This is a genomic window from Bullifex porci (genome assembly GCF_009695635.1).
In the GTDB taxonomy this organism is placed as follows: domain Bacteria; phylum Spirochaetota; class Spirochaetia; order Sphaerochaetales; family Sphaerochaetaceae; genus Bullifex; species Bullifex porci.
The window spans coordinates 44,291-69,424 of sequence record NZ_VUNN01000012.1; the positions used below are offsets into that span (position 1 = coordinate 44,291).

At 33.9% G+C, this 25,134-nt stretch carries 27 protein-coding genes and 1 pseudogene; 7 read left to right on the plus strand and 21 right to left on the minus strand.

The genetic code is table 11. The features are described from left to right. Positions 1 to 35 precede the first annotated feature (35 nt). Complete coding sequence (gene asnA / locus FYJ80_RS07005) at positions 36 to 1,067, minus strand: aspartate--ammonia ligase (protein ID WP_154425490.1); 1,032 nt, start codon at positions 1,065 to 1,067, stop codon at positions 36 to 38. 208 nt (positions 1,068 to 1,275) lie between these two features. Between asnA and FYJ80_RS07010 the strand changes: the two genes are divergently transcribed. Further along, a complete protein-coding gene (locus FYJ80_RS07010; protein WP_154425491.1) occupies positions 1,276 to 1,635 on the plus strand; it encodes a hypothetical protein in 360 nt (119 codons plus the stop codon). On the opposite strand, the gene FYJ80_RS07015 is transcribed toward FYJ80_RS07010, so the two are convergent. From FYJ80_RS07015 to FYJ80_RS07035, 5 genes are all read right to left on the minus strand, one after another. After that, the gene (locus tag FYJ80_RS07015; protein WP_154425492.1) at positions 1,632 to 2,183 is read right to left on the minus strand and encodes a DJ-1 family glyoxalase III; all 552 of its coding nucleotides are present in this window, start codon (positions 2,181 to 2,183) and stop codon (positions 1,632 to 1,634) included. The genes FYJ80_RS07010 and FYJ80_RS07015 overlap by 4 nt on opposite strands. Then, a complete protein-coding gene (locus FYJ80_RS07020) occupies positions 2,180 to 3,256 on the minus strand; it encodes a 3-deoxy-7-phosphoheptulonate synthase (RefSeq protein WP_154425493.1) in 1,077 nt (358 codons plus the stop codon). The genes FYJ80_RS07015 and FYJ80_RS07020 overlap by 4 nt, the downstream gene beginning before the upstream one ends. A 91-nt stretch (positions 3,257 to 3,347) precedes the next feature. Beyond that, positions 3,348 to 5,141, minus strand: a complete 1,794-nt coding sequence (locus FYJ80_RS07025) for an AMP-binding protein (protein ID WP_154425494.1) — start codon at positions 5,139 to 5,141, stop codon at positions 3,348 to 3,350. 3 nt (positions 5,142 to 5,144) lie between these two features. After that, entirely contained in the window at positions 5,145 to 5,903 is a 759-nt protein-coding gene (locus tag FYJ80_RS07030; protein ID WP_154425495.1) for an MBL fold metallo-hydrolase, read from the minus strand. Then, on the minus strand, positions 5,900 to 6,232 hold the full coding sequence (locus FYJ80_RS07035) for an arsenate reductase family protein (protein WP_154425496.1): 333 nt from the start codon (positions 6,230 to 6,232) through the stop codon (positions 5,900 to 5,902). Before FYJ80_RS07035 ends, FYJ80_RS07030 begins: the two co-directional genes overlap by 4 nt. Positions 6,233 to 6,400: 168 nt before the next feature. On the opposite strand from FYJ80_RS07035, the gene asnS reads away from it, so the two are divergent. Next, positions 6,401 to 7,786, plus strand: coding sequence for an asparagine--tRNA ligase (gene asnS / locus FYJ80_RS07040; RefSeq protein ID WP_154425497.1), 1,386 nt, complete (start codon positions 6,401 to 6,403; stop codon positions 7,784 to 7,786). Between the two features lie 35 nt (positions 7,787 to 7,821). Here asnS and FYJ80_RS07045 read toward each other — a convergent pair whose 3' ends face one another. Continuing rightward, a complete protein-coding gene (locus tag FYJ80_RS07045) occupies positions 7,822 to 8,277 on the minus strand; it encodes a helix-turn-helix transcriptional regulator (protein WP_154425498.1) in 456 nt (151 codons plus the stop codon). A 151-nt stretch (positions 8,278 to 8,428) separates the two neighbouring features. Beyond that, positions 8,429 to 8,965 carry a DUF188 domain-containing protein gene (locus FYJ80_RS07050; RefSeq protein WP_154425499.1) on the minus strand — a complete coding sequence of 179 codons (537 nt, stop codon included), beginning with the start codon at positions 8,963 to 8,965 and terminating at the stop codon, positions 8,429 to 8,431. A 116-nt stretch (positions 8,966 to 9,081) separates the two neighbouring features. Here FYJ80_RS07050 and FYJ80_RS07055 point away from each other — a divergent pair, with 116 nt between their 5' ends. Continuing rightward, positions 9,082 to 10,728, plus strand: coding sequence for a diphosphate--fructose-6-phosphate 1-phosphotransferase (locus FYJ80_RS07055; RefSeq protein ID WP_154425500.1), 1,647 nt, complete (start codon positions 9,082 to 9,084; stop codon positions 10,726 to 10,728). A 58-nt stretch (positions 10,729 to 10,786) separates the two neighbouring features. On the opposite strand, the gene FYJ80_RS07060 is transcribed toward FYJ80_RS07055, so the two are convergent. Next, a complete protein-coding gene (locus FYJ80_RS07060) occupies positions 10,787 to 11,080 on the minus strand; it encodes a YhbY family RNA-binding protein (protein WP_154425501.1) in 294 nt (97 codons plus the stop codon). A gap of 83 nt (positions 11,081 to 11,163) precedes the next feature. Continuing rightward, the gene (locus FYJ80_RS07065) at positions 11,164 to 12,900 is read right to left on the minus strand and encodes an AMP-dependent synthetase/ligase (RefSeq protein ID WP_154425502.1); all 1,737 of its coding nucleotides are present in this window, start codon (positions 12,898 to 12,900) and stop codon (positions 11,164 to 11,166) included. A gap of 122 nt (positions 12,901 to 13,022) precedes the next feature. On the opposite strand from FYJ80_RS07065, the gene FYJ80_RS07070 reads away from it, so the two are divergent. Genes FYJ80_RS07070 through FYJ80_RS07085 form a run of 4 tightly spaced genes read left to right on the plus strand, consistent with a single transcriptional unit; the run spans position 13,023 to position 17,937 of the window. Continuing rightward, positions 13,023 to 14,348, plus strand: a complete 1,326-nt coding sequence (locus tag FYJ80_RS07070; RefSeq protein ID WP_154425503.1) for a bifunctional folylpolyglutamate synthase/dihydrofolate synthase — start codon at positions 13,023 to 13,025, stop codon at positions 14,346 to 14,348. Continuing rightward, the gene (locus FYJ80_RS07075; RefSeq protein ID WP_154425504.1) at positions 14,332 to 15,735 is read left to right on the plus strand and encodes an NFACT RNA binding domain-containing protein; all 1,404 of its coding nucleotides are present in this window, start codon (positions 14,332 to 14,334) and stop codon (positions 15,733 to 15,735) included. The genes FYJ80_RS07070 and FYJ80_RS07075 overlap by 17 nt, the downstream gene beginning before the upstream one ends. Then, a complete protein-coding gene (amrB, locus tag FYJ80_RS07080; RefSeq protein WP_154425505.1) occupies positions 15,732 to 16,469 on the plus strand; it encodes an AmmeMemoRadiSam system protein B in 738 nt (245 codons plus the stop codon). Before FYJ80_RS07075 ends, amrB begins: the two co-directional genes overlap by 4 nt. Then, entirely contained in the window at positions 16,462 to 17,937 is a 1,476-nt protein-coding gene (locus tag FYJ80_RS07085) for a hypothetical protein (protein WP_154425506.1), read from the plus strand. The genes amrB and FYJ80_RS07085 overlap by 8 nt, the downstream gene beginning before the upstream one ends. Here the strand turns inward: FYJ80_RS07085 and miaA are convergent. From miaA to FYJ80_RS07135, 11 genes and pseudogenes are all read right to left on the minus strand, one after another. After that, entirely contained in the window at positions 17,922 to 18,857 is a 936-nt protein-coding gene (gene miaA, locus FYJ80_RS07090; protein WP_154425507.1) for a tRNA (adenosine(37)-N6)-dimethylallyltransferase MiaA, read from the minus strand. The genes FYJ80_RS07085 and miaA overlap by 16 nt on opposite strands. Beyond that, positions 18,826 to 19,023, minus strand: coding sequence for a hypothetical protein (locus FYJ80_RS07095; RefSeq protein ID WP_154425508.1), 198 nt, complete (start codon positions 19,021 to 19,023; stop codon positions 18,826 to 18,828). Before FYJ80_RS07095 ends, miaA begins: the two co-directional genes overlap by 32 nt. 44 nt (positions 19,024 to 19,067) lie before the next feature. Then, a complete protein-coding gene (gene cmk, locus FYJ80_RS07100) occupies positions 19,068 to 19,586 on the minus strand; it encodes a (d)CMP kinase (RefSeq protein WP_154425509.1) in 519 nt (172 codons plus the stop codon). After that, a complete protein-coding gene (locus tag FYJ80_RS07105) occupies positions 19,583 to 20,452 on the minus strand; it encodes a YicC/YloC family endoribonuclease (RefSeq protein ID WP_154425510.1) in 870 nt (289 codons plus the stop codon). The genes cmk and FYJ80_RS07105 overlap by 4 nt, the downstream gene beginning before the upstream one ends. Continuing rightward, the gene (locus tag FYJ80_RS07110) at positions 20,449 to 21,813 is read right to left on the minus strand and encodes a UDP-N-acetylmuramate--L-alanine ligase (RefSeq protein WP_154425511.1); all 1,365 of its coding nucleotides are present in this window, start codon (positions 21,811 to 21,813) and stop codon (positions 20,449 to 20,451) included. Before FYJ80_RS07110 ends, FYJ80_RS07105 begins: the two co-directional genes overlap by 4 nt. A 71-nt stretch (positions 21,814 to 21,884) precedes the next feature. Next, positions 21,885 to 22,049, minus strand: a complete 165-nt coding sequence (locus FYJ80_RS11755) for a hypothetical protein (RefSeq protein ID WP_206361015.1) — start codon at positions 22,047 to 22,049, stop codon at positions 21,885 to 21,887. Positions 22,050 to 22,111: 62 nt separating this feature from the next. Next, on the minus strand, positions 22,112 to 22,444 hold the full coding sequence (locus FYJ80_RS07115; protein ID WP_154425512.1) for a hypothetical protein: 333 nt from the start codon (positions 22,442 to 22,444) through the stop codon (positions 22,112 to 22,114). 58 nt (positions 22,445 to 22,502) lie between these two features. After that, on the minus strand, positions 22,503 to 23,072 hold the full coding sequence (locus tag FYJ80_RS07120) for a hypothetical protein (protein WP_154425513.1): 570 nt from the start codon (positions 23,070 to 23,072) through the stop codon (positions 22,503 to 22,505). Further along, positions 23,065 to 23,763: an MTAP family purine nucleoside phosphorylase gene (locus tag FYJ80_RS07125; protein ID WP_154425514.1), complete on the minus strand. Its 699-nt coding sequence runs from the start codon at positions 23,761 to 23,763 to the stop codon at positions 23,065 to 23,067. The genes FYJ80_RS07120 and FYJ80_RS07125 overlap by 8 nt, the downstream gene beginning before the upstream one ends. Continuing rightward, the gene (locus FYJ80_RS07130) at positions 23,760 to 24,746 is read right to left on the minus strand and encodes a translation initiation factor eIF-2B alpha/beta/delta subunit family protein (RefSeq protein ID WP_154425515.1); all 987 of its coding nucleotides are present in this window, start codon (positions 24,744 to 24,746) and stop codon (positions 23,760 to 23,762) included. Before FYJ80_RS07130 ends, FYJ80_RS07125 begins: the two co-directional genes overlap by 4 nt. Next, positions 24,743 to 25,134 (minus strand): annotated as a pseudogene (locus FYJ80_RS07135) (hypothetical protein); the annotation flags it as partial. The gene FYJ80_RS07130 and the pseudogene FYJ80_RS07135, both read right to left, overlap by 4 nt.

The window sequence follows — 25,134 nt, forward strand, 5'->3', positions numbered from 1 at the left end:
AAGTTAAAGCCCTCGATCTTTTCGAGGGCCTATAATTAAAATAGCTTAAAGCCTAGCTTCTTTGCTTCCTCATGAGCTTCATCCTGCCATACAGAAGCTTGAACCTCACCTATATGTGCTTTCTTTAAAAGGAACATACAAAGTCTACTTTGACCAATACCACCACCAATGGTTTCTGGGAATTCACCATTAATTAATCGTTTGTGCCAATATAACTCTTTTCTTTCAAGCGCATTCTTTTCTTCAAGCTGTCTTAAAAGAGCTTCCTTATTTACTCTTATACCCATACTGCTTAATTCAAGAGAGGATTGTCTTACACTATCCCATACGATGATATCACCATTTAATCCCTTATGCTTTTCGTCTGTAGGAGTAGACCAGTCATCATAGTCAGGAGCTCTACCTGAATGAACCTCACCATTCTTAAGCTTAGCACCAATACCAATTAAGAATATTGCACCATACTCCTTAGCAAGCTCATACTCTCTCTGACTAGGAGTAAGCTCAGGATATCTTTCATAAGCATCCTCACTATGAATAAAGGTAATATTTTCAGGTAAAATAGGAGTTAATGCTGAATAGGTTTCATGAACTAGGAACTCAGTTCTCTTTAAAGCACTATAAATGTCCCTTACTATGCTTTTAAGCATTTCAAGGTTTCTTTCACTATCACCTAATACTCTCTCCCAATCCCATTGGTCAACGTAAATTGAGTGAATTGCGTCGATATCATCATCAGGACGTAGTGCATTCATATCTGTATATAAGCCAAAGCCTGGTTTAATGTTGTAATCAGCTAAAGCCATTCTCTTCCATTTAGCAAGTGACTGGACAATCTCCATCTTGCTATTATTCATATTACCAATTTCAAATCTGACAGGACGCTCAATACCATTTAAATCATCATTAATACCACTACCAGATTTAACAAATAAAGGTGATGTAACTCTTGAAAGTCTAAGTGCTCCACTTAGCTCTCTCTCAAAGATATCCTTAACAAGCTTAATAGCTCTTTCTGTTTCTCTTTCAGAAAGAATTGGTTTATAACCATCTGGGAAAAATTTCATATTTTACCTCTCTAAGGTTTGATGATAAACCAAAAAATAAATGATGTGCAATATAATTTAAAAATCAATTATTCCAATTTTTTTATTATTTATTCTTTGTAACTAAATAAGTTATAAACCGAATATTAGACATCTTGACCAAAGAATGAAATAATATTATATATGAATTAACAAAAGCTGGGGTTAATTAATTCTTTTTGGAGGCTTTATGACGAACAAAGAGATTGACATGATCCTTGAAAAGACCATGAATGGTTTTAATGTGCTTGAAGCAAATGAAATCTATGTTCATATTCAAGCATATCGAAGAGCATTAACAAATGAATTCAAAAGCAAAGTTACTTTTGCTGAGGCACTTAATCACTACATTGAAGACATTTTCTTACCTGTATCAAATAACATGAGAAATGATAAAACACTAAAAAAGATCATCAAAAAATATGGATTTGCATATGCATATTTAATTGTTACTGAGTGCTTAATAAGTAGCAAAAAGCTCACTCCTTTTGAAATGATACAAAGAGTGAGCTTCAGAACAGAAGATCTTAAGAAAAGAATTGCAGCTTAAGCTTGGTAGTAAATACTACTCTTTACCTTATTTGCGGTCTCGCTTCCTTCTAGGAGCTCAACGAGCTTAAAGCCTAGAGGCCAAGCATAGGCTGCACTCTTCGCAGTTACGATATTTGAATCAACTACTACCCCCTCTTTTGAAAACTCTAAATCAGGATAATATGACTCACAACCTGGATAGCAGGTTGCTTTCTTCCCAACTAATAACCCTGCAGGACCTAATACTACAGCTGGAGCGGCACAAATTGCTGCAACTATTTTATTTTGTGCATGCTTTATTACAATTTCATTAACATCAAAGCTTTGAGCAAGGTTTATGCTTCCTGGCATTCCACCAGGAAGGAAAACTAAGTCAAACGTATCATTCTTAACTTCACTAATTAGCTTATCAGCAATGATTGGGATATTATGTGTAGAGACTACCCTATTTTCATCCTTAACTGCAGCTGTTACACACTCAACTCCACCCCTAATTAAAGCATCAATTACAGATAGTGCCTCTACTTCCTCAAAGCCATCAGCAAGAAAAATTAAAGCCCTCTTCATAGAACCTCCATTACTCCACCATAGCGTTCAGCCTTCTTTAATAGCTGTGCACCATGAACAAGTATTCTCTCTGTTTCATCCCAACCAATACATGCATCTGTTACAGAAACACCATACTTTAAGGTTGATTTATCACCACAAATAGGCTGGTTGCCTTCAAAGATATTACTTTCAAGCATGAAGCCTCTTATAGCCTTTTCTCCCCAAAGAACCTGGTCAAGTACATTTCTTAATACTCTCTTTTGTCTTGAGAAATTCTTTCTGCTATTACCGTGTGAACAGTCAATGATGATTGCAGGATTAATTCCAGCGTCATATAGCTTCTTTTTTGCAACCTCCACATCATCCTCATAGTAGTTTGGAGCTTTATCACCACCACGAAGAATTAAGTGACCAGCGTTATTACCCTTAGTACTTAATACAACTGTTTGACCATCCTTATTAATACCAATAAAGGAAGCAGGAGCTGCTGCACTCTTAATTGCATTAATTGCATTAGTAAGCTCACCACTTGTAGAGTTCTTAAAGCCAACAGGAACAGATAAGCCACTTGCTAAGGTTCTGTGGGTTTGGCTTTCAGTTGTTCTTGCACCAATACTAGACCAGCTCATTAGCTCATCAATATATTGTGGGATAATTGGATCAAGGACCTCACATCCAAGTGCTAATCCCTTTTTTGCAATTTCAATTAAGAGGGATCGTGCAGTCTTTAAGCCCTTCTCTATATCATAGCTTCCATCCATATCTGGATCTAAGATAAGACCCTTCCAACCAACTGTTGTTCTAGGCTTTTCAAAATATACTCTCATGACAACATAGAATTGGTCACTAATCATATCTGAAAGTGCTTTTAATCTATCTGAATAATCTAAAGCTGCATCTGGATCATGAATAGAGCAAGGACCAACAACCGCAAGGAGTCTATGGTCAGTACCATTTAAAATGTTTTCGACAATCCTTCTTGATTCAGTTATTTGCTGTGATAACTCATCAGAGATAGGATAGATTTTTGCTATCTCGTTAGGTGTTGCTAACGGTTTAATATCAACGATTCTAGTATCTTTGTTACTCATGAAAAAATTATAACAAATGTGTTACAAATATTAAATAAATGTTAAAAAAAATGGAGCTAATCTTTTAGACTAGCCCCGACATTTACTATTATTACTTTTTCTTTGGATATAAGAATCGCTTTATTTTCTGAGTAGCAGTCCTCTCAAAATTCTCCTCTTGAAGCTCTACGCTATCAATTCTATTTTGACTTGAAAGCTCCTTATTTACATTAATCTTTAAAGAATTAATATATTTCTTAGCCTCAACCTTAGCTTCATCAATAGTTATAGCAAGGCTCTTTGCCATTAGCTCAATATCTATTTTTATTAAAGCGAGAAGAGAGCCATTATCACTTACTACTAAGGATTCCTCAACAAACTGTTGGTTATTAATTACACTCTCAATTGACTCAGGATAAATATTTTCACCGGCAGGTCCTAGAATCATAGTCTTACATCTACCCTTAATAGCTAGCTGTTTTTTATTGTTAATATATCCAAGGTCTCCAGTTTTAAAATATCCATCCTCTGTAAAGGCTTCCTTATTTAACTCAGGGTTATTATAGTAACCAGGCATTACATTTGGGCCCTTAACAGCTATCTCACCTACCCCTTCAGAATTAGTGTTAATAAGCTTCATATCAATATCTGGAACTATATATCCAACATAGCCAAGTCTATGATCCTTCTTCTTTGGACCACATGCAGCAAGTAGTGGGCTAGTTTCTGTTAAGCCATAGCCTAGTGCATATGGGAAGCTTCCTCTATATAAGAACTCCTCAACCTCTTTATCAAGAGGAGCACCACCAATTCCAAAGAACTTTAGCTTACCACCAAAGGTTTGAACAAGCTTCTTCTTTACTACTCTACAAACAAAGTTCTTTGTTAAAGGATTATTATAAATCTTCTCAAACTTTCCACCATTTTTAATCATTGGTGCAACAGCAGATTTATAAACCTTTTCCATTAGTAATGGAACAGAAAGAATTACATGTGGTTTAACATTCTTTAATGCAGGAAGAAGTATCGAAACTACAGGTGGCTTTCCTAGGAAGTGGATCTCTAAGCCTCTCATCATTGTTAATAACTGTCCTGCTGTAAACTCATATACATGGCTAACTGGTAGGATAGATAATGCTCTCATACCTGGCTTTAATTTAATGTACTGAGTAGTTGATAAATCTGCATTTCTAAGTAAGTTCTTATGAGTTAAAACAACACCCTTAGAGGTTCCAGTAGTTCCAGAGGTGTAGATAATTGAAGCAATATCATCTTCCTCTAATGGTAAGCTACTAAGCTCCTTAATATTAAATTTAACTCTAGTTACATCAACACCTGGAAGATCAAAATAGTTTTTATCCTCCATTAGCTCTACACTCTGTGGTGGTAAATAGAAAATATCCTCAAGTCTAATTACTTCTATCTTATTACTAATTATAAAATCCTTTATTCCTAGGATCTGCTTTTTTCCACCGCAAATAAGCTTTGCTCCACAATTATTTAGAGCAAATACTGTCTCCTTTGGAGTAAATGCTGGTAATATAGGAACTGCGATAGCACCAATAGATGTAATACCAAAATACATCATCATCCACATTGGGCTACCTTCACCATAGATAGCTATTTTATCACCCTTTTTAATACCAATATTTAATAAATACTGACTTATTGAGTGTACCTTAAATGCTAAATAGCGATATGTAAAGCTTACCTCATCCTCTCCACCAACAATGGTATAGCATAGTCTTGATGCATATCTTGCTGTACATGCATCAATAAAATCTCTAAAGGTATATTTTTTCAAATTGTACATTGTAAGCCCATCGTTACGCTTAACACTCATACAATTCTTTTTTGAATATTCTTTAGCCTTTAATTTAGCTGCTTTTTTCTTAGAATTTGCCATAAATTACTCCCAATAGCTCTTACCACGTTCACAAATGATATAACGATTATCAACTGGAAGGGTCGAAACCATTTCATTTAGTTTTTCTATAGAATTATTGTTTTCACTAACATGTATTAGATATATTGTTTTATTACTTAGCTTTGAATTAATAATAAAATCATGAGCCTGTTCATTAGATAAATGACCTCTATTACCCCTAACTCTTCTTTTTAATACATAGGGATACTTTCCATGCTCCAACATTTCATCATCATAATTACTTTCTATAAATAGTATATTACTATCCTTGGCTAAAGCCTCTGCAGCTTCAGGAATAATACCTGTATCTGTCATTAAGAAAAAGGAATCCTTTCCATTTTCTATCTTATAGCCACAGCTTCCTTGAGAATCATGAGAGGTACTAAAGCTCGTTATTACAAAATTATCAATTACTATTTTTTCACCGTAATCAAAGGTGCTTAGATTATTATCCTTTAACCCTAGCTTACATAATATAGATGTTCCACCATCTCTCATACTTTTAGTTAGATGTACATTGATGCCACTGTCTCTATTAAATACTCCAGCTCCCTTAACATGATCAGGGTGAAGATGTGTTAAAAATAATGCCTTAATTGAGGTATATGGAATATCAGCATCTACAAGTCTACGCTTAAGACCTGTAAGAGTTAACCCTACATCAATTAGTATTGTTGTCTTTCCATCATAAAAGGCATAGCTATTTCCACAGCTTCCACTTGTAAGGACACTATATCTCAACTCTGTCCCTCCAAGATAAATGAATCATCAAAGCCGCTATGAGTTTTCATCTTATATCTTAAGATAGGAGTTTTTAAAAGCTCAGGATGGTCAACGACCTCCTCTTGAGGATTAAAATCTCTCCAAGCATATCCATTTTTCTTATAATATGCACCTTCACTATCTATATATTCTTCAGGTTCTGAAGAGCGAAAAATACTCTCATATTCTTTTTCTGAGAGCTTTTTTTCACTTAAATTTATAAACTGAAAATCAATTCTTCTTTCTTTACACCATCTAATCGCTTTTTGAGTTTCGCGACATTTTGGAGTTCCTATTATCTGTAACATAAATACCTTTTTGTTATATTTTACTGTTTTAGAGGCTCAAGTCAACAAACTAAAAACCACTATTAGTAAAAAAGAAGTATGGTTATTAATAACTAGTGGCTTATTATTGACCATAAATAGTGAAAAGAATAGAATTTTGTCAATATTTTTTAATAGGAGCGCATCAAAATGCAGGAAAGAATCAAAGCTATCCTTCTTAGAGAGCCAAGTGATGAGATTATCAAGGCGGAAGGATGGGTACGAACAAAACGAGACAGTAAAAATGTATGTTTTTTGGAGATTAATGATGGATCTTCACTTAAGGGTTTACAGGTTGTAGTTGATAAGGATTCTTTCAATAATAATGAGGTGCTAGATAAAATCACTACAGGTAGTTCTGTTATTTGTGAAGGTAAAATTGTAGCTTCCTTAGGTGGAAACCAAAAGGTAGAAATGCAGCTGTCAAGCCTTACTCTTGTAGGTGAATGCCCAGTTGACTACCCTCTTCAAAAGAAAAGACACACCATTGAATTCTTAAGAGAGATCGCACATCTAAGACCAAGAACAAATCTACTTGGAGCAGTTACTAGAGTTAGAAATACTCTTGCTTATGCAGTACATTCCTTCTTCCAGGAAAATGGTTTTATCTATGTAAACACACCTTTAATTACATGCTCTGATGCAGAAGGTGCTGGAGAGACTTTCCAAGTAACAACACTTGATCTTGATAAGGTTCCTCTAACAAAGGAAGGCAGTGTTGATTACTCTAAGGACTTCTTTGGTAAGAAGGCTTCCTTAACAGTTTCAGGTCAGCTTGAGGGTGAGACTTATGCTATGGCAATGAAGAACATCTACACCTTTGGACCAACCTTTAGAGCTGAAAATAGTAACACAACAAAGCACCTAGCTGAGTTCTGGATGGTTGAGCCTGAGATGGCTTTCTGCTCACTCGATGGTGATATGGAAATTGCTGAGTCATTCCTTAAATATATCTTCTCAAAGTGTCTTGAAAAGAACCCAGAGGATATGGAGTTCTTTGATAACTTTGTATTAAAGGGTAACATCGAAACTCTTAGACATGTTATCGAAACACCATTTGCTCACATGACATACACAGATGCTATTAAGGTATTAGAGAAGGAAAATGATCATTTTGATTTCCCTGTACATTGGGGTTCTGATATCCAGACTGAGCATGAAAAGTTCTTAACTGAAAAGGTATGTAAGTCACCTGTAATTGTTACTGACTATCCTAAGGAAATCAAAGCTTTCTACATGAAGCTAAATGAGGATGGAAAGACTGTAAGAGGTATGGATGTTCTTGTTCCAAGAATTGGTGAGATTATTGGTGGTTCAGAAAGAGAGAGTGATCTCAATATTCTTCTTTCAAGAATTAACGAGCTTGGTTTAAACCCAGAGGATTATTGGTGGTATCTTGATTTAAGAAAGTATGGATCTGTTCCACACTCTGGCTTTGGCTTAGGCTTTGAAAGAGCAGTTCAATATGTAACTGGTGTACAAAACATCAGAGACGTAATCCCATATCCAAGATATGTGAAGAGTGCAGATTTCTAAAATTCTTTAAGCTGCCTGTTAATAGCAGGTAGCTATTATTTTATAGATATAAATGCCCATCTTCTTAGCTCAGTTGCATTCTTTACACCAACCTTTAAGCAAAGCTTTTTGCAATATGATGAGTAGGTTGCTCTAGTAATATTTAAATCAATACATACACCCTTTGTCATATCATTTTTCATTAAAGCACTAAGAAATCTATTTTCCTTTAAAGTCAAATCTGGTTTTTTAGCAACTCTCACATAGTAGCCTTTAGGTCTTTCAGCGACACAGTCAACCTGAGGTGAGAATACTATAAATAGCAGCTTAACTTTATGGGCAAAATTAACTTTTAAATTTTCATAGTAGCTGAAATCACTATGGTCTCTTATTTTAACAATAATTGCTTTATCTAGCTCTTCAATATTACTGCTAATAACCTCACATCTATACCCTAGTGCTTCAACCTTACTCTTTAATAGAAAATCATTTACTACAAAAACTTTTCTCATATAAAGAATAGAACAAAAGTTTATAGGTTTTGTTAAAATTAATTTATCATACCGATTTTGGTATTTATTTTAAATTTATATACATCTGTATAATTTTATATATTTTTATTATTTTTAATTAAATATACAATTTTATATATATATGGTTATTTTATAATCTTTTTATCTCACTTATTGCTTTATCAAAGGCATTTGCAAATGCATTATAGGTTTTTAGATCAAATTGCTTTTGCTTATCATTAAAAATACCCATTTCTCTAAGAGTCATCTGAGTATCTCTAATTGATAATCGCTCATTTATATTACTTTTATCTAATCTATTACCTCTGTCATCAATTACAACAACACCCTTCTCTATGAGCCTAGCTGCTAGAGGAATATCATGTGTAATACATAAATTGTTTTTATTAGCTAAACTAACAATCCTATCATCAGCAGCATTTACACCGCCCTCAACTACTATCATTTCAATTGAGCTTTTAATTTTTCTTATCTCTTGATTATCTAATGTAGCTCTATAAGGAGATCTTAGCATAATAGTATGCTGCTTAATAGCCTCCTTAACATCTTTAAGCTCTCTATCTGCGACAAAGAAAGTAATTATATTTTCTTTAATACAACGTTTAAGAATAATTTCTCTATGTTTTAAAGGAAGAGAATCAGCATCGAGGTAAATAATTAATTCCATAGTTAGATAATAGCATTAATATGTGAAAAATGTATGCATTGTCCAACCTTATACAATAGATAAATTTTTAATTATTTTATATATTAACATTATAAATAGATTACTTTGGAGGAATAATGAATTACTCACCATTACAGAAGGCTAGATATGAATATCAGCCAAAGCTTCCGTTGATTCTTCAAAATGATATTAATAACATTGAAGTATGTTATGGAAATGCAACACAGTCTGTTGCTGATCAAGATAAGATCAAAGAAATGTTTCCTAATACTTATGGTATGAAGACTATTTCTTTCAAGAAGGGTTCATCAAAGGCTAAGAAGGATGGACAGGTTGTTGGAGTTATCCTTTCTGGTGGACAGGCTCCAGGTGGACATAATGTTATTACAGGATTATATGACGCATTAAAGAAATCTAATCCTAATAACGTTCTTTTAGGCTTTAAGGGTGGTCCATCAGGATTATTAGATGATGATTATATTGAATTTACAGATGAATTTATCAATGAATACAGAAATACTGGAGGATTTGATATCATCGGTTCAGGTAGAACAAAGCTCGAAACTGTAGAGCAGTTTAAGGTTGTTGCAGAAGTTGCTAAGAAGCATAGCTTAAATGCAATCGTAATCATTGGTGGTGATGATTCAAATACTAATGCAGCTGTACTTGCTGAGTATATGGCAGCAACTAATTCTGGTGTTCAGGTTATTGGATGTCCTAAGACAATCGATGGTGACCTTAAGAATGATGTTATTGAGGTTTCTTTCGGTTTTGATACAGCTTGTAAGACATATTCAGAATTAATTGGTAACATTGAAAGAGATGCAAACTCAGCTAAGAAGTATTGGCACTTTATCAAGGTTATGGGTAGAAGTGCATCACACATTGCTCTTGAATGTGCTTTAGAGTGTCAGCCAAACATCTGTTTAGTTGGTGAAGAGGTTGAAGCTAAGAACCAGTCAATGATGGATATCGTTAAATACATCGCAGATGTAGTTGAGGCTAGAAGCGCTAAGGGACTTAACTATGGTGTAGCAATTGTTCCAGAGGGATTAATTGAATTCATTCCAGAGGTTAAAGTATTAATTGCAGAGATCAACGAGCTCTTAGCTGTACATGAAAAGGATTATGCAGTACTTGGTACTTGGGAAGACCAATTCAACTTTGTAATTAGTAATCTTACTTCAAATTCAGCTGCAGTATTTAAGAATCTTCCTGTTGATATCCAGCACCAGCTATTAATGGATAGAGACCCACATGGAAATGTTCAGGTTTCTAGAATTGAAACAGAGAAGCTCTTAATCACAATGGTTGCTAAGGAGCTTAAGGATAGAGGCTCTAAGGCTAAGTTCAGTGCTTTAAATCACTTCTTTGGTTATGAAGGAAGATGTGCATTCCCATCTAACTTTGATGCAGACTACTGCTATTCACTTGGTTACAATGCATTCTTATTAATCAGTAATGGTTTAACTGGATATATGTCTACAGTTACTAACCTTTCAGCAGGTCCAAGCAATTGGGAAGCAGGTGGTATTCCAATAACAAAGATGATGAACCTTGAAAGAAGACATGGTGAATTCAAGCCAGTTATTAGAAAGGCACTTGTTGAATTAGATGGTAAGCCATTTAAGTATTTCGAAGCTCACAGAAAAGAATGGGCAGAGAATACCTGCTTCACATTCCCTGGTGCAATTCAGTACTACGGTCCAGCAGAGGTTTGCGATATCACAACAAGAACACTTGCTATAGAGCAGGGTAACTAATAAAAGTAAAGCTCCCAAGATTTAATTCCTGGGAGCTCTTTTTTAGTCTTAGAGAAAATTAAATATTATACTTCCTTTCCTCTTTCTTCTCTTTTTGCTTAAAGAAAACAGCTGTAAATCCAGTTGTGGAAATTAAATCACAATCAGCCTTTTCTGCTAAGCTAAATGATATTTCCCTTACATCTTCTTTAAAGGCTTGAAACTTTACCTTTACTAGCTCATGATGGTCTATAGCTTCCTTTAATGCTGTGACAACACTATCTGTTAGACCTTCCTTTCCAACCATTACTATTGCAGGAAGCTCTTGAGCTTCACTTCTTAAATATGCTCTTTGCTTACTTGTATATTCCATATATATAATATTACTCGATTTAATAATAAAAAGAAAAGGCCTAGCTCACAAAGAGTTAGGCCTAAAGCAACAGTTTTTATATATTAATTATCTAACTTATCTTTATATTGCTTTGCAACAACAAAGCGCTTAATCTTCTTTGTTGATGTCATCTCAAGAGGCTCATCAGCAATAATTACCTTAGTAATCTTCTTGTGGCTTTGTAAAGTCTTATTTACTTCACTTACAATTGATTCAATATGCTGCTGTAAATCTTCAGGATGCTCCTTCTTGCAATCTGCTGATGGATAAACAATTGCTGCAATACCTTCACTCTTTTCAGCCTTGTTCTTAATATATCCAGCGATACAAATTTGTTCAACATCAAAATATAGCTGGAAGTGGTCTTCAATTTCCTCTGGGAATACATTCTTACCACCCTCAGTAACAATAATATTCTTAGCTCTACCTGTTAATACGAGATATCCATCGCTATCCTCATATCCAACATCACCTGTATTGAGCCATCCATCCTCAGATAGTACCTCACGAGTTTCCTCAGGAGCGTTATAATAACCCTTCATTACCATTGGTCCGCGAAGGTAAATAACACCATTTCCATCCTGGTCCTTATTTTCAATCTTAACCTCTACACCCTCTAAATGACGTCCAACTGAAATCTCTTTGTAAGCTTCAACTGGGTTAAGGTGAGTAATTGGGCTTGTCTCTGTTAAACCATAGCCCTGTACAAAGTTAATACCAAGCTCATTGTACATCTTGAAGGTAGAAGCAGGAAGCGGACCACCTCCACAAATACAAATTCTGATATTCTCAAGTGAAACCTTCTTTAAAAGGAAGTTAAACCACTTCTTTCCAACCTGGATGTGGAAAACCTTCTTAAGGATGCCAGAAATACCCATTAAGCCTCTAATAAGACCATATAGAACAATACCCTTCTTCTTAACACCATTCATTAAAGCTGTCATGAGCTTATTAAATAGTAGAGGAACTCCAAGGAACATTGTTACCTTACCCTTTTTAAGCTCCTTTAATAGCTGGGTTACAACTAGCTTCTTACCAAATACACAAGCAGCACCAACTGAAATTGATTCAATAAATACTGCAAGCATTGTATATGCATGGTGGATAGGAAGAATTGCATAGAATACATCTGTTGGATAGAGCTTCATATAAAGCTGAGCAATATAACAGTCACTTACTAAGTTATTGTGTGTAAGCATAACACCCTTAGGAGTACCTGTTGTACCAGATGTAAATAGAATTGCTGCTAAGTCCTCACTCTTTGGTAATACAGCTTCATTCTCATCTCCATTGAGATCAAGAATATAGCTATAACCCTCAGGATGCTTCTCCTCAAGAGAATACTTTGCAACAAGCCCTACTCTCTTTGATGTATCGATTGTACCAACTCTATCGCCATCACAGAAAATTCTTGAAACACCACCAAAGGCCATCAAGGTCTCCATATCATGGTCGTTATAGGTTGCATCAAGAGGAACTACAATAGCACCTGCATATAAAACTGCAAGATAAGCAATTGCCCACTCTGGACTATTTTTACCAGATACTGCGATTTTATCACCTGGCTTAACGCCATCACTTAATAAAAAGTTTTTAACCTCTAATATCTTTTTTCTTGCTTGAGAATAAGTAAACCTTAATTCCTTAGGATTGAAAGCAATAAAGCAATCATTATTAGGATATCTCTTACAAGAAATTTCAAACATCTCAACAACGGTAGGCCATTTTCCTGAAAAATCTTTCCCTCTATATTCATCTAAAAACTTATATGCATCAGGATTAGGAATTTTAAAAGACATAATCAATCTCCCTGTAATTTGTTCTTATTTTTGATATTATTACACATTTCATATATGTGTCAATAAAACTATTTAATACCCTTTACTTTATTCTATTAATAAAAAGAAGTATCATCGATTTTATGGCATTAAAAACCTTTATAGATGTTGAGGAATTTCTCGATAGTTTTTCATATATAGATAAAAGTAATCCTCCTGGCTTGATTAGAAAAAGTCGTTTAGAGAGGATGGTGGGCCTCTTAAATTGGATAGGAAATCCCCAAGAAAGCTTTAAATCAATACACCTTGCAGGAAGTAAAGGAAAGGGCTCAACAGCAACCTTTATTTCTACACTATTAGAAGCTAAGGGCTATAAAGCTGGATTATATTTATCACCACATGTTTCTGATTTCAGAGAGAGATTCACTCTAGCTGGCTCATACTTTAGTGATGACTTTTATATTTTAGTTGCAAATAAGCTTCAGACTCTAGTAGAGGGCTATAAAAATGACTCCTCTCTTGGTCAAGAAAAGCCAACAACCTTTGAGATGTATACAGCATATTCTTATCTACTATTTAAGGAATATGGCTGTGATTACTGTGTTATAGAAACTGGCTTAGGAGGAAGACTCGATGCAACTAATACGCTTAATAGTATTGCATCAGTTATAACACCAATCGAGCTTGAGCACACATCGGTCCTTGGTGATAGTGTAGAAAAAATTGCAATTGAAAAGAGTAAAATAATAAAAGAGTCACAAATCGTTTTTTCATCAAAGCAGGATAAGGAGGCTCTTTCTGTAATACAAAGTGAATGTAGTAACCAAAACTCTGCACTATATACCTTTGATGATAATATAATAGACTTTTCATCAAAAATTAGTGAAAAGGGAGAAAGAGTTTCCTTTACACTTAATGATAAAAAATATGATTTACAGCTTTCTGTTTTTACAGAAAAGCAAGGTGAAAATGTAGCTCTTGCAATACTTGTTGCAGATAAGCTTGGCTTTTTGAGTGATGAAGGAATAAAGAGAATTGAAAAAGCAACAATAAAAGGAAGATTTACTCGACTTAAAGTAAATAATGTTGATGTTGTAATTGATGTTGCTCACACTCAAAAGAGTATATTAGATACAGTGGTTACCTTTAAAACTATTTTTAATGCTTCAACAGTAATATTTGGTGCAGTTGAAGGGAAAGACATTACTCATATGCTAAAGATTTTACTTGATAGCTTTTCACACCTCATAATTTCACAGCCAGGAACCTTTAAAAAGAGTGATATTGAAGAAATATTTAAAATAGCAAAGGAAATTAATCCAAATAAAGATATAAAATTAATTAAGGATAATGAGGAAGCTCTAAGCTATGCAATTGATAGAAAAGCACCTATCCTTATTACAGGATCATTTTATTTAGCAGGTCCGATGATTAATATATTGGAGGATAAATATGGCGTTAAATGCTAATGAAATAGCATTATTACTCAGTGAACTTGACTTTTCTGATACCTTCATACAGGACATCGTAGAGCATGATTTCCACTCCTTTACAATGTGCTTATTCTCTAAAAAGGAAAAGTCCTGGCTATTTTATGTAGAGATTGGAACTGTTTATCAGAGAATATGTAAGACAGATAAAATTAGAAAAAAAAGTAATAAGATGCAGCGCTTTACTCAATATCTTAGAGCAAATATTGTTGGCTCAAAGATTATAGATGTTAGTGTTGTTAAGGGTGAAAGAGAGGTTGCTTTTACTCTTATGCATAGTGGCGAAGTAAAAAGGATGTTTATTCGCCTATTCTCTGGCCCTTCTTCAAATATAATAATTACAGATGAGAGCTTAGTAATTCTAGAAACTCTTATGAGAAGGCCTAAGCGAGGTGAGGAAAAGGGACAGCTATTTACACCATGTAAGGAAAAGGCTATTGATCTAAATGCATTTCCAATCAGAGAGTATGAAACACCTACCTTCAATGAAGAGATAGATAAAAATATCTCTAAGGAAAAATTAGATGATACTATAGCTCTTCTAAGAAAGCAGCTTTGTGATAAAAGAGATGAAGAAATAGCACACTTAAGCAGTAATCTTCATAGTGAAGAAAAGAAGGTAGAGGAATTTAAAGGCTATGAGGATATTAAGACCTCTGCTGATATTCTATCTGCAAACTCATATCTTATTAAACGAGGTCAAGATAAGGCTATAATTAAAGACTTTAACAATAATGAAGTTACTATTCCTCTAGATGCTTCTTTATCTGTTAGTGAAAATATTAATGCTTACTACCAAAGGTATAAAAGAGCTGAAAGAATTTATCAAAATGCTATTAATGAGGTAAAGAGGCTAAAGAATGAAATCGAAAGAAGAAGGCTTCATTATGAAAACTTATTAGCTCAAAATAGTAAGATATTATTTGAAAAGGAATTAGGTAAGCAAAGTAAAGGTAGTAGTAATGAATTAAAGGGACCTGGTCTTAGAGTAGAATCTCATGGCTTTGAGCTAATAGTTGGAAGAAATAGTAAGGAAAATGATGAACTACTTCGCCATCATATGAGAGGTAATGATCTTTGGCTTCATACTAGAGACTTTGCAGGAGGATATGTCTTTATTAAAGCTAAAAAGGATAAGAGTGTTCCTCTTGAGGTTTTACTTGATGCAGGAAACTTAGCAGTCCACTACTCAAAGGCTAAGAGTAATAAAAAAGCATCACTATATTACACTCATGTAAAATATTTAAGAAGAGTAAAGAATGGTAAGCAGGGCTTAGTAATTCCAACTATGGAAAAAAACTTAGATATTACTCTAGACGAAAAGAGAGTCAAGGAATTACTTTCAGAAGGAGGTGAATTACTTTGAAGACTTTTTTTGATGATATTTTTTATCCAGCAAGTGAAGTAGAGCTTAATAAGCTTATCTCATTTGAAAATAGTGGTAATTCTAAAGTAATAATTATCCCTCATGCAGGTCTTGAAAACATCAATCAAGCTTATAATATTGCTTTTTCAGCAATAAAGAGAGCTAAACGATATGTATTTATAGCACCTATGCATAATGGAAAGTATCCTGATTCAGAATCCTCTCTATTTACAATATCAAGCTGTCAAATAAATGGAGTAAATTGTGAAAGTGTAAATAACCTCACAGCTGATGACTCTATTTTAGAGGAAGAATATACTTTAGAGCTTGCTACCCTATTTATTTCTAAGCTTGATAGTAGCTCTATATTACTACCAATCTTTACTGCATTAGAGTTTAGTGATGAAATTAAGAAATTAAAAAGCTTAATTAGAAGCTTAGATGATGGAGACACATCATTTATTATTTCAGCTAATTTCTCTGAAGAAACAAATAATGAGAAAGCTAAAGAAATGGCTAAAACCTTAATTCAGAGCTTAAATGAGCAAAAGCCTCTTGTTGATGACGAGAAGAAAGGAATTATCTCTGGGTGTGGAATTAAGATATTAGAAGCTTTTAGAAATCTTTATTCAAGCTTTATAGTATTTGGTATTCAAGATGGAAGTAATTTTACAAATAATATTGAAGAAATAAAGGGAAATATTATTCACTTAGCAGGAGCATTTAATGATTAATGAGCCATTAATAAAAAATACTGTAATAGATGGTATTGAATATAGCTGTATAGCTTTAGGAAAGGATGATTTTGCAATTCCAAGACATATGATGCAGGGTGAAAAGCAAAATGGATACATATATAGGGATGGTAAGCTATCACCTTGGACCTGGGATGCTTTTACAACAATCGATGGAATAAGATACTTTTACTTTGAGAAAACAAGCCTTAAGCCTTTTTCTTCAATTGCATATGAAAATAGATCTAATGCATTAGTTCTGTTAAGAGAATTAGCAGAGGCTTTAACAAAGCTTCCTAAGGATTTTGTTGCTCCTCAGCTCGGCTTATTACCAGTTTATCGATTTTACATATTAGATGATAATTCTTGGTTAATTTTACCTCAGGATTTAGGAGATTTATTTTCACTATATTACACAGATGAGGATAGATTTTTATCACTAGGGTGCTTTGCTAAGGGAGGAACAGAGTCTTCCTTTACATTAATTAGACAGTTTGCACAGTTTTTATACTATGCTTTAACTTCAGATGCTCCTTATCAGGAAAAAGCAATTAGAGAGTATAATTATACAGAGTTTCCTCTCTCTGAATATAAAAGCTACCTTTTCCCAAAGCTCGATGATAAAACTATTGGCTTTATTGATTTCTGTCTCCATGCATCTAGCAAGGATATGAGAAAGATAAATGGGAATAAAAAGCCTGAGGAAAATCTTGAATGGTTTGTTGAAAAAACAGCTTCTCTTAGCTGGGATGTAGAAAATAAGTCTAAGGATGAATACAAAAAAGTAAAAGAGGAGTTAAAAAATAATGGCTCAGTACAGAAGTTTATGCAAAAAACTGAGCAGGGTGCAAAGAGGAATAACTTTTGGAGAAAGAAGGGCTCTGTAATTATTGCAATTACTGCAACAGTAATTATTGTTGGTGCCTTCCTATTCTCATATATTTCTAACCTATTAGAGCCTCCATATACAAAGGATATGGAACCTACAGAGATTATTTATGCATTCTATGAAGCTCAAAACGAGTTAAATGTCTCTGACATGACAGCCGCTCTAAAGGGGTGTAAGGCTCCACAGGAATCAGAGGTACTAAATCTATTTGTTAATAAGCAAACTAGAATGGCATATGAACAATTCTCACCTGTTGTTCGTGCAGATGAATGGGTTAATGAGGGTAAGCCATCGTTTAATTCTACTATGTTTGTTTATGGAAATAGTGATGTAGTTGTTACAGAAATTGGTGAAAACAAGTACCAAGCTAAGCTAAAATATTACTCTCCATATGATTACAATGCAGATGAGAGCACACTAAATAATGCAGCTCAATCAGAAGCCTTTACATATGTTTATGATTTCACTCAGGAATTTGAATTAGCATATAACAAGCGTGGCTGGTGGAATATTGTAAATGTTACTGACCCAGAGATAAGTCTAATTGAGATTATTAAAACACCTTACTTAGATAAGTAACTATTTAATAAGCTCTCTAAGCTTTCTCTATCATCTGGATGAATCCAATTAACATTTTTAAAGGATCTAAAGAATGTAAGCTGTCTCTTAGCATAGCGCCTTGAGGCAGTTTTTATTTTATCCTTAATTATTTTTATTGAGGCTTCCCCTGTTAAGCTTGCATCAAAAAACTCTCTATAACCAATTGCTCCTAACGCAGGCCAAGCTAAGGTGCCACCCATACCTTTAAGCTTTTTAATCTCTTCTAATAGCCCATCCTCAAACATGATATCAACTCTTTTATCTATTCTTTCATAGAGCTCATCACGGTCTCTATCAAGACCGATAATTAATGGGTCCATATTATTTCTTGGGCTTGTAGGAAGAGCAAATGAAGAAAGAGGCTTCCCAGTCTGATAATAAACCTCTAAGGCTCTCGTAATTCTATATGAGTCATTGATATTAATTCTCGCACCACTGATAGGATCATATGTATTTAAAAGCTCATAAAGCTTCTCAAGACCAAGAGTATTAAGCATATCATTTACTTTAGCTCTAATTTTTTCATCTGCAGTAGGAGCCTCAGAAAGCCCATAGAGAAAGTGCTTAAAATAGAATGCAGTACCACCTGTTACTAATGGGATATCACCACAGCTATATATCTCTTGAACTGCAATATCACTATTTTTAATAAATTCTCCAACGGTAAATTGCTCCCAGGGATTTAAAATATCAACGTTATAGTGTTTTATTTTTTTTAAAAGCTCTAAAGACGGCTTAGCCGACCCGATATCAAGGTATCTATAAACCTGAACGGAGTCGGCATTTATTATTTGATAACCATTTGAAAAGTAGTCCTCAACCAATTGTGTCTTACCACTGGCAGTTGGACCAAAAAGGAATATTATTTTATTTTTCTTCGATGGAATATTTGATTTCATCGTTTAGGACCTGAGTAAGAACATGTGAAACGATTTTTTCACCGCTCTCCTCAATCTCATCCTTAACATTAGTTGAGGAAATAATATTTGCTTCTTTGATAGCAACACAGGTCATCTCGTAGATGTTACCTTCTTTATCAATAAGTTTATCTAGTGGAATGCTCACGTACAATCTCCTTATATTCACGTAAATATATCAAAAAAAACGTATCAGCGTAAAGTATCTAATTTCTTTACAATGATATCAACAATCTCCTGAGGTGTCTTATCATCTGTATCAATAACTAAATCAGCAACAGAGGTATCGCTATTATCAATTCCATAAATTCTCATGTATCTAGCGCTATCCTTTGCATCACGACCCTCTGTTTGATTAATCCTTAGCTCTAGGTCACCACCCTCTCGATTTAAAACTCTCTTTGCACGAGTTAAGCTTGAGGCTCTTAAATATACCTTTAAATCCGCCTTATCTAGCATCCAAATTGCAAGTCTAGAGCCAAGTACACAATTACTCTCAGCCATAGCCATCTCAACCTGTCTTCTATCTAATTCACGGTCGATATTATCATCATTTTCAGCCATTCTACAGAAATCCCAGAAATCAACTCCTCTCTCTGCAGCTAATTGACGGAAGGTAAAATTTATCATCTTATAGCCTAATCTTTCAGCTAATAATGTTGTTACAGTTGTATTTCCACACCCACTCTTTGAACTAATTGCAATTCTCATTCTATGTTCCTTATTTGTTCCCTAATATTTTCTATAGCATCCTTCATTTTTACTGTTTCTATATTAATTTCAGCAATCTGGCTCTTACTTGCAGTAGTATTAGTTTCTCTATTCATCTCCTGCATTAAGAAATCTAAGCGCTTACCAACAGCTTCATTACTATCAAGCAATCTAAAATACTCCTTTAAATGAGTTCTTAATCTAATTTGCTCCTCATTGATAGAGTATTTTACTAATATCGAGCCAACCTCCTGTCTAAATTGATTTTCATCTAATTTATCACTTATTTTGAGCTCATCATATTTTGATAATAGTAGCTTGGAATAGTAATCCTCAAAGCCTTCAAAGAGGGATTGTATCTTATTATTTGACTCCTCTATTTGCTTTCCTAATTTAAATAAATCAGCTTTAGTAGCATTACCCTCTCTAAGCTTTGCTTCTTCAAATTGGCTTAAGGCTTTATTTAAAGTCTCAAAAAGTGATTCTCTATAATACTCAGGATCTCTCTTTTGAACTAAGGTCATTAAGCCTTCAATAGCTAGATAATCACTTGAGGATAAAGAAATTTCCTTACCTGTATGCTTACTAATACTATTAAAAGCATCGTTATACTTTTCAAGTAAAGCCTCATCAAGAACTAAGTCACCATCATTTTTAAGTGTCTTTAGTTTAATTGAGATATCGACCTTACCTCTTGTAGCATATTTCTTTATAAACTCATCTACCTCAGCCTCAAAGGCAGTGAGATTTGAGTTAATATTATGGTAGATATCAAGATATCTATTATTATAGCTCTTTATCTCAACCTCAAGAAAGTATTCATCTGAGGAATAAAAGCTATAACCATATCCAGTCATACTTTTCATAAGAAATCAACAATCCTTTTGATTAATTTTCTATTATCTCCAGCACCCATGGTAATACATATATCACCACTAAGCAAGGCTGCTGCAATGATCTGGCTTGCCATATCATTATCCTCTAAGTATACAACTTGAGAGGCTTTTCCATATAGTGACCTAAATACTTTTTTTTCAATATTTTTTACTAAAACCCTTGATAAGTTTTCTTTACTCCTATCATCTCTAGCAGATGAATATACATCCTGAACAAAGATACAATCAGCAAGAGCTAATGAGGAAGCAAAATCATTCATTAAGGCCTTAGTTCGAGATGCAGTATGCGGCATAAATACAACGACTACTCTTGATGATGGATATTTCTTTCTAATATTGTCTATACAGGTTTTAATCTCAGTTGGGTGGTGCGCGTAATCACAAATAAGCTTTATATTATTTTTTTCTGCAACAACCTCTGACCTAGATGCAACTGTAGGAAGTGTTAATACATATTTTTTTAGTGAATTAACTATTTCCAAAATATTAGAGCAATTTATCTCTAAATTATTTTCCTTTAAAAGCATTAATGAAGAAATTAATAGTGCAGCAACTACATCTGCTTTAATATTAATACTCATCTCACTATTAATACCACTAACCTCATACTCACCTTCACCATTAATCTTAAAGGTACTATCACTGTAAGAAATAAGCTTAATGTCACATCTCTCTAAAAGCCAAGAGGAAACTAAGCTGTAGATACTTTTATGACAAATAACAAAGCCATTTTGATTAATAGCTAAAACTCTTTTGTGAAAAGCTCTCTTAACATCCTCAAGTGATGAAAAGTAATCAGGATGGTCATATTCAATATTTGTAATTACTAAGCCATCTAATGAATATAAATTAAAGTGATCCTTATATTCACAGGCCTCAATTAAAAGATTTTTTCCACTATTGTTATAGATATCACTATTAAGCAGGAAGGAACCATATATAGAGCCCCCATTAAAATTTATACTATTTAATATATGAGTTGCATATGCAGTTGTAGTTGTTTTTCCATGTGTACCAGAGACACCATAGGTGTGTGAGCTTTTAGAAAGGAGAGCTAAAAACTCTGGGTATGAATAGCTCTTAATTCCTCTCTCATTTGCGTCTAATAAAGCAGTGACATTTTTATGCTCATACGCACTTGAATAAATAACTACATCGATATCTAAAGGAAGGTGGTCAGAAAAAAAATAGATCTTAATACCTGTTAATAAGGGTGCTGTGAAAAAATCCTCAATTACATCACAGCCAGATATATTATGGCCACCCTTTTTTAAGAATCTAGCTAGGTGGCTCATTCCTGTACCCTTAATACCAACAAAATAAATATTCATAAAGCTATTTTACATCGAAAATGAAAAAACCGGGAGTAATCTCCCGGCTATGCATCTTTTTTAGAAAGATATTATTTCTTGAGCTTAGCATTGCACTGCTTGCAAACGTTCATCTTTGCACCTTCAACTTCTACTTCGTAAAGGCACTTAACACTTTCTCTCTTGCAAACTGGGCATGTAGCCTTTCCCTGATTAGGAAGCTCTCTAATACCTGTTCCTCTATGTGCTTTTGACATTTTGTACTCCTTAAGGATTAATTTTGCGCGTTGTTAAGAATACTTGTTTTAACAAGAGCTTGTCAACACTCCTTAGGACCATCACACTCATCGCACTTTACATATTCACCATAGTACTCTTTCTTCTCCTCAACCTTTTGATTTTTATTTGAAGTAACTAGTGCTATTGTTGAAGCTACTATACCAACTAAGCCAAGAATAAAGCTCATATTTCCAAAGGTTCTTAATAATACACTACTTCTATTTTGAATTAAGGTAGTAGATGTATATAGCATATTTCCAATTCTATATGTTTGTGTTGTATAAGCAGCATAGATACTAAAGCCAATTAAAACAAAGCTAAGAACAATTAAAATAGCTGAAATAATGTATGAAATTAAAATACTTTTTTTCATCTCACTGAACTCCTATTAATATTAAATCTAACACTATTTTTGCTTTATTCAAGGCTAGCTATTCATTCTTCAAACAATCTACACAAATCATATCGTAAGGTGAAGAAACCTCTAGCTTATCGATTTTGCTAAATTTAAACCCAAGTGTTGATAATGTATTTATTACATCACTATGTGTGTATAGCTTTAAAGCTAGCTCCTCATTTTCATTATAAAATGACTTCATCATTGTTAATGCTCTAGTATCAATTGTTTTAGATGCTAAGAAAATTAATATAAGCTCACTTTTCTTTTTCATCATCTCTTCAATATCAAATAAAAGAGGTACTACATCCTTCTTTTCAATAATATTGATAATTAGTGGAGCAAATATAAATGTATATTCTCCTTGAAGAGAGGAAATAACATTAATACCACTACTTTTAAAAATATTTTGGTCTAGCTCATCATCCTCTAAATAAATATCGACCTTACACCCTACACTATCCTTAAGCATTAAGGCTCCAAGTGTAGAATACTTTCCAATGCATAAAACAGTTGCATTTCTGTTTAACCTTGTACAAACATCATCGATAGACTCTATAAAAGCACTATTTTCTTGGCACCAAGCTAAAAAATCATTAAACATTGTTTAATACCTCAAGAGCTAGCTCAAATACCTTTTTAGCAACGCTAAGCTCCTTTTCCTTTCCTATAAATTCAAGACCACTCCTTGCTAACCCTGCAGCCATATTAATTGAGTAAGCAATTGCTAAATTATTAATTTCTAATTCATTTATTAAATCAGCTTCAGTAGAGAGCGTCATACCAACACAATCAAAGCCTAAGGAATTAAACATCCTTATCTCTGCCTTAGTTTCGAGGCGTGGACCTTGAGTTGTTACATAAATTAAATCTCTTTTAATTTCTTTATTTAAAGCTAATGCACAGCTCTTTAGCTTTTCAGAAAATTGATTTTCAGCATTTACATGGTCCAATGGATAAAAGGTTCCATCAAATAATGTATTTATTCTAGAATGAGTAAAGTCAACATGGTCAGATATTATTCCAAACTCACTAGGTAATAGCTTATTACTTATAGAACCAACAGCATATATAGAGACAACATTCTTAACCTCTAAATCCTTTAATGCATGGATGTTTGCTCGGTAATTTATAAGATGTGGTGCTACACTATGCCCCATTTTATGACGTGGAATAATTACAATACCATCCTTTTGATAGTACTCATATTCACCATAGTGATTACTTCCAAGCTTTTTTTCATAACCATTAAAGCCAAGCTCATCAGCTCCCGTTCCTAATATAATTGCATTCATCTTCTAACTCCATCTGGTGTAACAATTCCTGTAACAAGCTTAGATGGTATGATATCAAAACAAGGATAAATCGCTCTAACCTCATCACTTGTTGTTTTAACACCTTTAAATAGCTTAACCTCTTTACTATCTCTATACTCTATTTCTACATCTCGAATATTATCCTTTGTTTCATCAAAGGAAATAGAAAATGGATAATATGGAATATTATAGTAATTTGCACAAATAGCATTTTGCAAGGTTCCTATTTTATTAACTACAGTATAATCCTTTAAAGCTAAATCAACTGCAGTCATATATTTATTAATCTTTCCTAAGCCCATAAAGGTACCAACCATATTATCTGTAATTAGATAGTGCTCAAAGCCCATTTCAGCAAGAGATGCTGCTGTTAATCTTGCACCCTGAAGGTATGGTCTTGTCTCAGGAGCATAAACACAAAAGCTTTTTCCTTCCTCTCTTGCTTTGTAAATAGATAAGAAAAAAGAGTGCTCAGGAAAGCAGGTAGTTAATATACCATCGTTATTATCAATTAAGGTCTTTCCATAATCAGACATCTTATCATATAGATAGTCATAGTATGAAAGCTTACAGTTTACTATTTTTACTACCTTGAAAATAAAGTCATCGTCATCAAAGGCCTTCAGAATATCTGAAAGTAAATTATTAAGCTCTCTTGCCATTGTTGTGTTGGTAGGTCTTGCAAGAGAAAGAGCTTTTACACCCTCTCTAAAGGCTTTTTCATCCTTACCATTTTGTCTTGCGATCATAATGAGTGAAAGCAGAGCTACCTCTAATGGACCTCCACCCTGTGTTACCATATTCTTTATAGCAGAAGCTGCTTCAAAGACATTATTTGCAACAACGTATTTCTTTTCAAATGGGTATACTCTTCTATCGCCAATTAAAAGCTTATCATATTCTAATTTTGCGATAGTATTGTGGTGTAAAATAGTTGGTAATTGGCTTTGTATATCACTCATTTCCAAAACCCAATATGGTCAGCACAAATAGCTTTAATTAGCTCAGGAGAATATAATTTTGCAGCCTTTAGACATAGTAAGGTCTCAGCATGGTATGCAGAGCCACACTCAGTAAAAGCATTTTGCATCTCAAGTAAAATATTTCCACCCTTATCTGCTAATACAGAGCCAAATGAATGATTTCCATTCTCCATTGATTGGTGTGCAACTCTAATACACTCTCTAAGCATTTTTTTATCAAAGTCATTAATTTTGTCTTCACTGACTGCTCCCACGGGCAAGCCCATGGGGTTCTGATTACCAAGAGTAGCTTGTAATCGTACATCATTTTCAGACTTTGGAGTTACAAGTGTAAGCCTATTTGAATCAGGACTTTCATTATCAAGCA

What these genes read in the sequence shown, in the direction of transcription:
- asnA (WP_154425490.1), bottom strand. Translation starts at nt 1,067, where the DNA reads ATGAAATTTTTCCCAGATGGTTATAAACCAATTCTTTCTGAAAGAGAA.
- FYJ80_RS07010 (WP_154425491.1), top strand. Translation starts at nt 1,276, where the DNA reads ATGACGAACAAAGAGATTGACATGATCCTTGAAAAGACCATGAATGGT.
- FYJ80_RS07015 (WP_154425492.1), bottom strand. Translation starts at nt 2,183, where the DNA reads ATGAAGAGGGCTTTAATTTTTCTTGCTGATGGCTTTGAGGAAGTAGAG.
- FYJ80_RS07020 (WP_154425493.1), bottom strand. Translation starts at nt 3,256, where the DNA reads ATGAGTAACAAAGATACTAGAATCGTTGATATTAAACCGTTAGCAACA.
- FYJ80_RS07025 (WP_154425494.1), bottom strand. Translation starts at nt 5,141, where the DNA reads ATGGCAAATTCTAAGAAAAAAGCAGCTAAATTAAAGGCTAAAGAATAT.
- FYJ80_RS07035 (WP_154425496.1), bottom strand. Translation starts at nt 6,232, where the DNA reads ATGTTACAGATAATAGGAACTCCAAAATGTCGCGAAACTCAAAAAGCG.
- asnS (WP_154425497.1), top strand. Translation starts at nt 6,401, where the DNA reads ATGCAGGAAAGAATCAAAGCTATCCTTCTTAGAGAGCCAAGTGATGAG.
- FYJ80_RS07045 (WP_154425498.1), bottom strand. Translation starts at nt 8,277, where the DNA reads ATGAGAAAAGTTTTTGTAGTAAATGATTTTCTATTAAAGAGTAAGGTT.
- FYJ80_RS07050 (WP_154425499.1), bottom strand. Translation starts at nt 8,965, where the DNA reads ATGGAATTAATTATTTACCTCGATGCTGATTCTCTTCCTTTAAAACAT.
- FYJ80_RS07055 (WP_154425500.1), top strand. Translation starts at nt 9,082, where the DNA reads ATGAATTACTCACCATTACAGAAGGCTAGATATGAATATCAGCCAAAG.
- FYJ80_RS07060 (WP_154425501.1), bottom strand. Translation starts at nt 11,080, where the DNA reads ATGGAATATACAAGTAAGCAAAGAGCATATTTAAGAAGTGAAGCTCAA.
- FYJ80_RS07065 (WP_154425502.1), bottom strand. Translation starts at nt 12,900, where the DNA reads ATGTCTTTTAAAATTCCTAATCCTGATGCATATAAGTTTTTAGATGAA.
- FYJ80_RS07070 (WP_154425503.1), top strand. Translation starts at nt 13,023, where the DNA reads ATGGCATTAAAAACCTTTATAGATGTTGAGGAATTTCTCGATAGTTTT.
- FYJ80_RS07075 (WP_154425504.1), top strand. Translation starts at nt 14,332, where the DNA reads ATGGCGTTAAATGCTAATGAAATAGCATTATTACTCAGTGAACTTGAC.
- FYJ80_RS07085 (WP_154425506.1), top strand. Translation starts at nt 16,462, where the DNA reads ATGATTAATGAGCCATTAATAAAAAATACTGTAATAGATGGTATTGAA.
- miaA (WP_154425507.1), bottom strand. Translation starts at nt 18,857, where the DNA reads ATGAAATCAAATATTCCATCGAAGAAAAATAAAATAATATTCCTTTTT.
- cmk (WP_154425509.1), bottom strand. Translation starts at nt 19,586, where the DNA reads ATGAGAATTGCAATTAGTTCAAAGAGTGGGTGTGGAAATACAACTGTA.
- FYJ80_RS07105 (WP_154425510.1), bottom strand. Translation starts at nt 20,452, where the DNA reads ATGAAAAGTATGACTGGATATGGTTATAGCTTTTATTCCTCAGATGAA.
- FYJ80_RS07110 (WP_154425511.1), bottom strand. Translation starts at nt 21,813, where the DNA reads ATGAATATTTATTTTGTTGGTATTAAGGGTACAGGAATGAGCCACCTA.
- FYJ80_RS11755 (WP_206361015.1), bottom strand. Translation starts at nt 22,049, where the DNA reads ATGTCAAAAGCACATAGAGGAACAGGTATTAGAGAGCTTCCTAATCAG.
- FYJ80_RS07115 (WP_154425512.1), bottom strand. Translation starts at nt 22,444, where the DNA reads ATGAAAAAAAGTATTTTAATTTCATACATTATTTCAGCTATTTTAATT.
- FYJ80_RS07120 (WP_154425513.1), bottom strand. Translation starts at nt 23,072, where the DNA reads ATGTTTAATGATTTTTTAGCTTGGTGCCAAGAAAATAGTGCTTTTATA.
- FYJ80_RS07125 (WP_154425514.1), bottom strand. Translation starts at nt 23,763, where the DNA reads ATGAATGCAATTATATTAGGAACGGGAGCTGATGAGCTTGGCTTTAAT.
- FYJ80_RS07130 (WP_154425515.1), bottom strand. Translation starts at nt 24,746, where the DNA reads ATGAGTGATATACAAAGCCAATTACCAACTATTTTACACCACAATACT.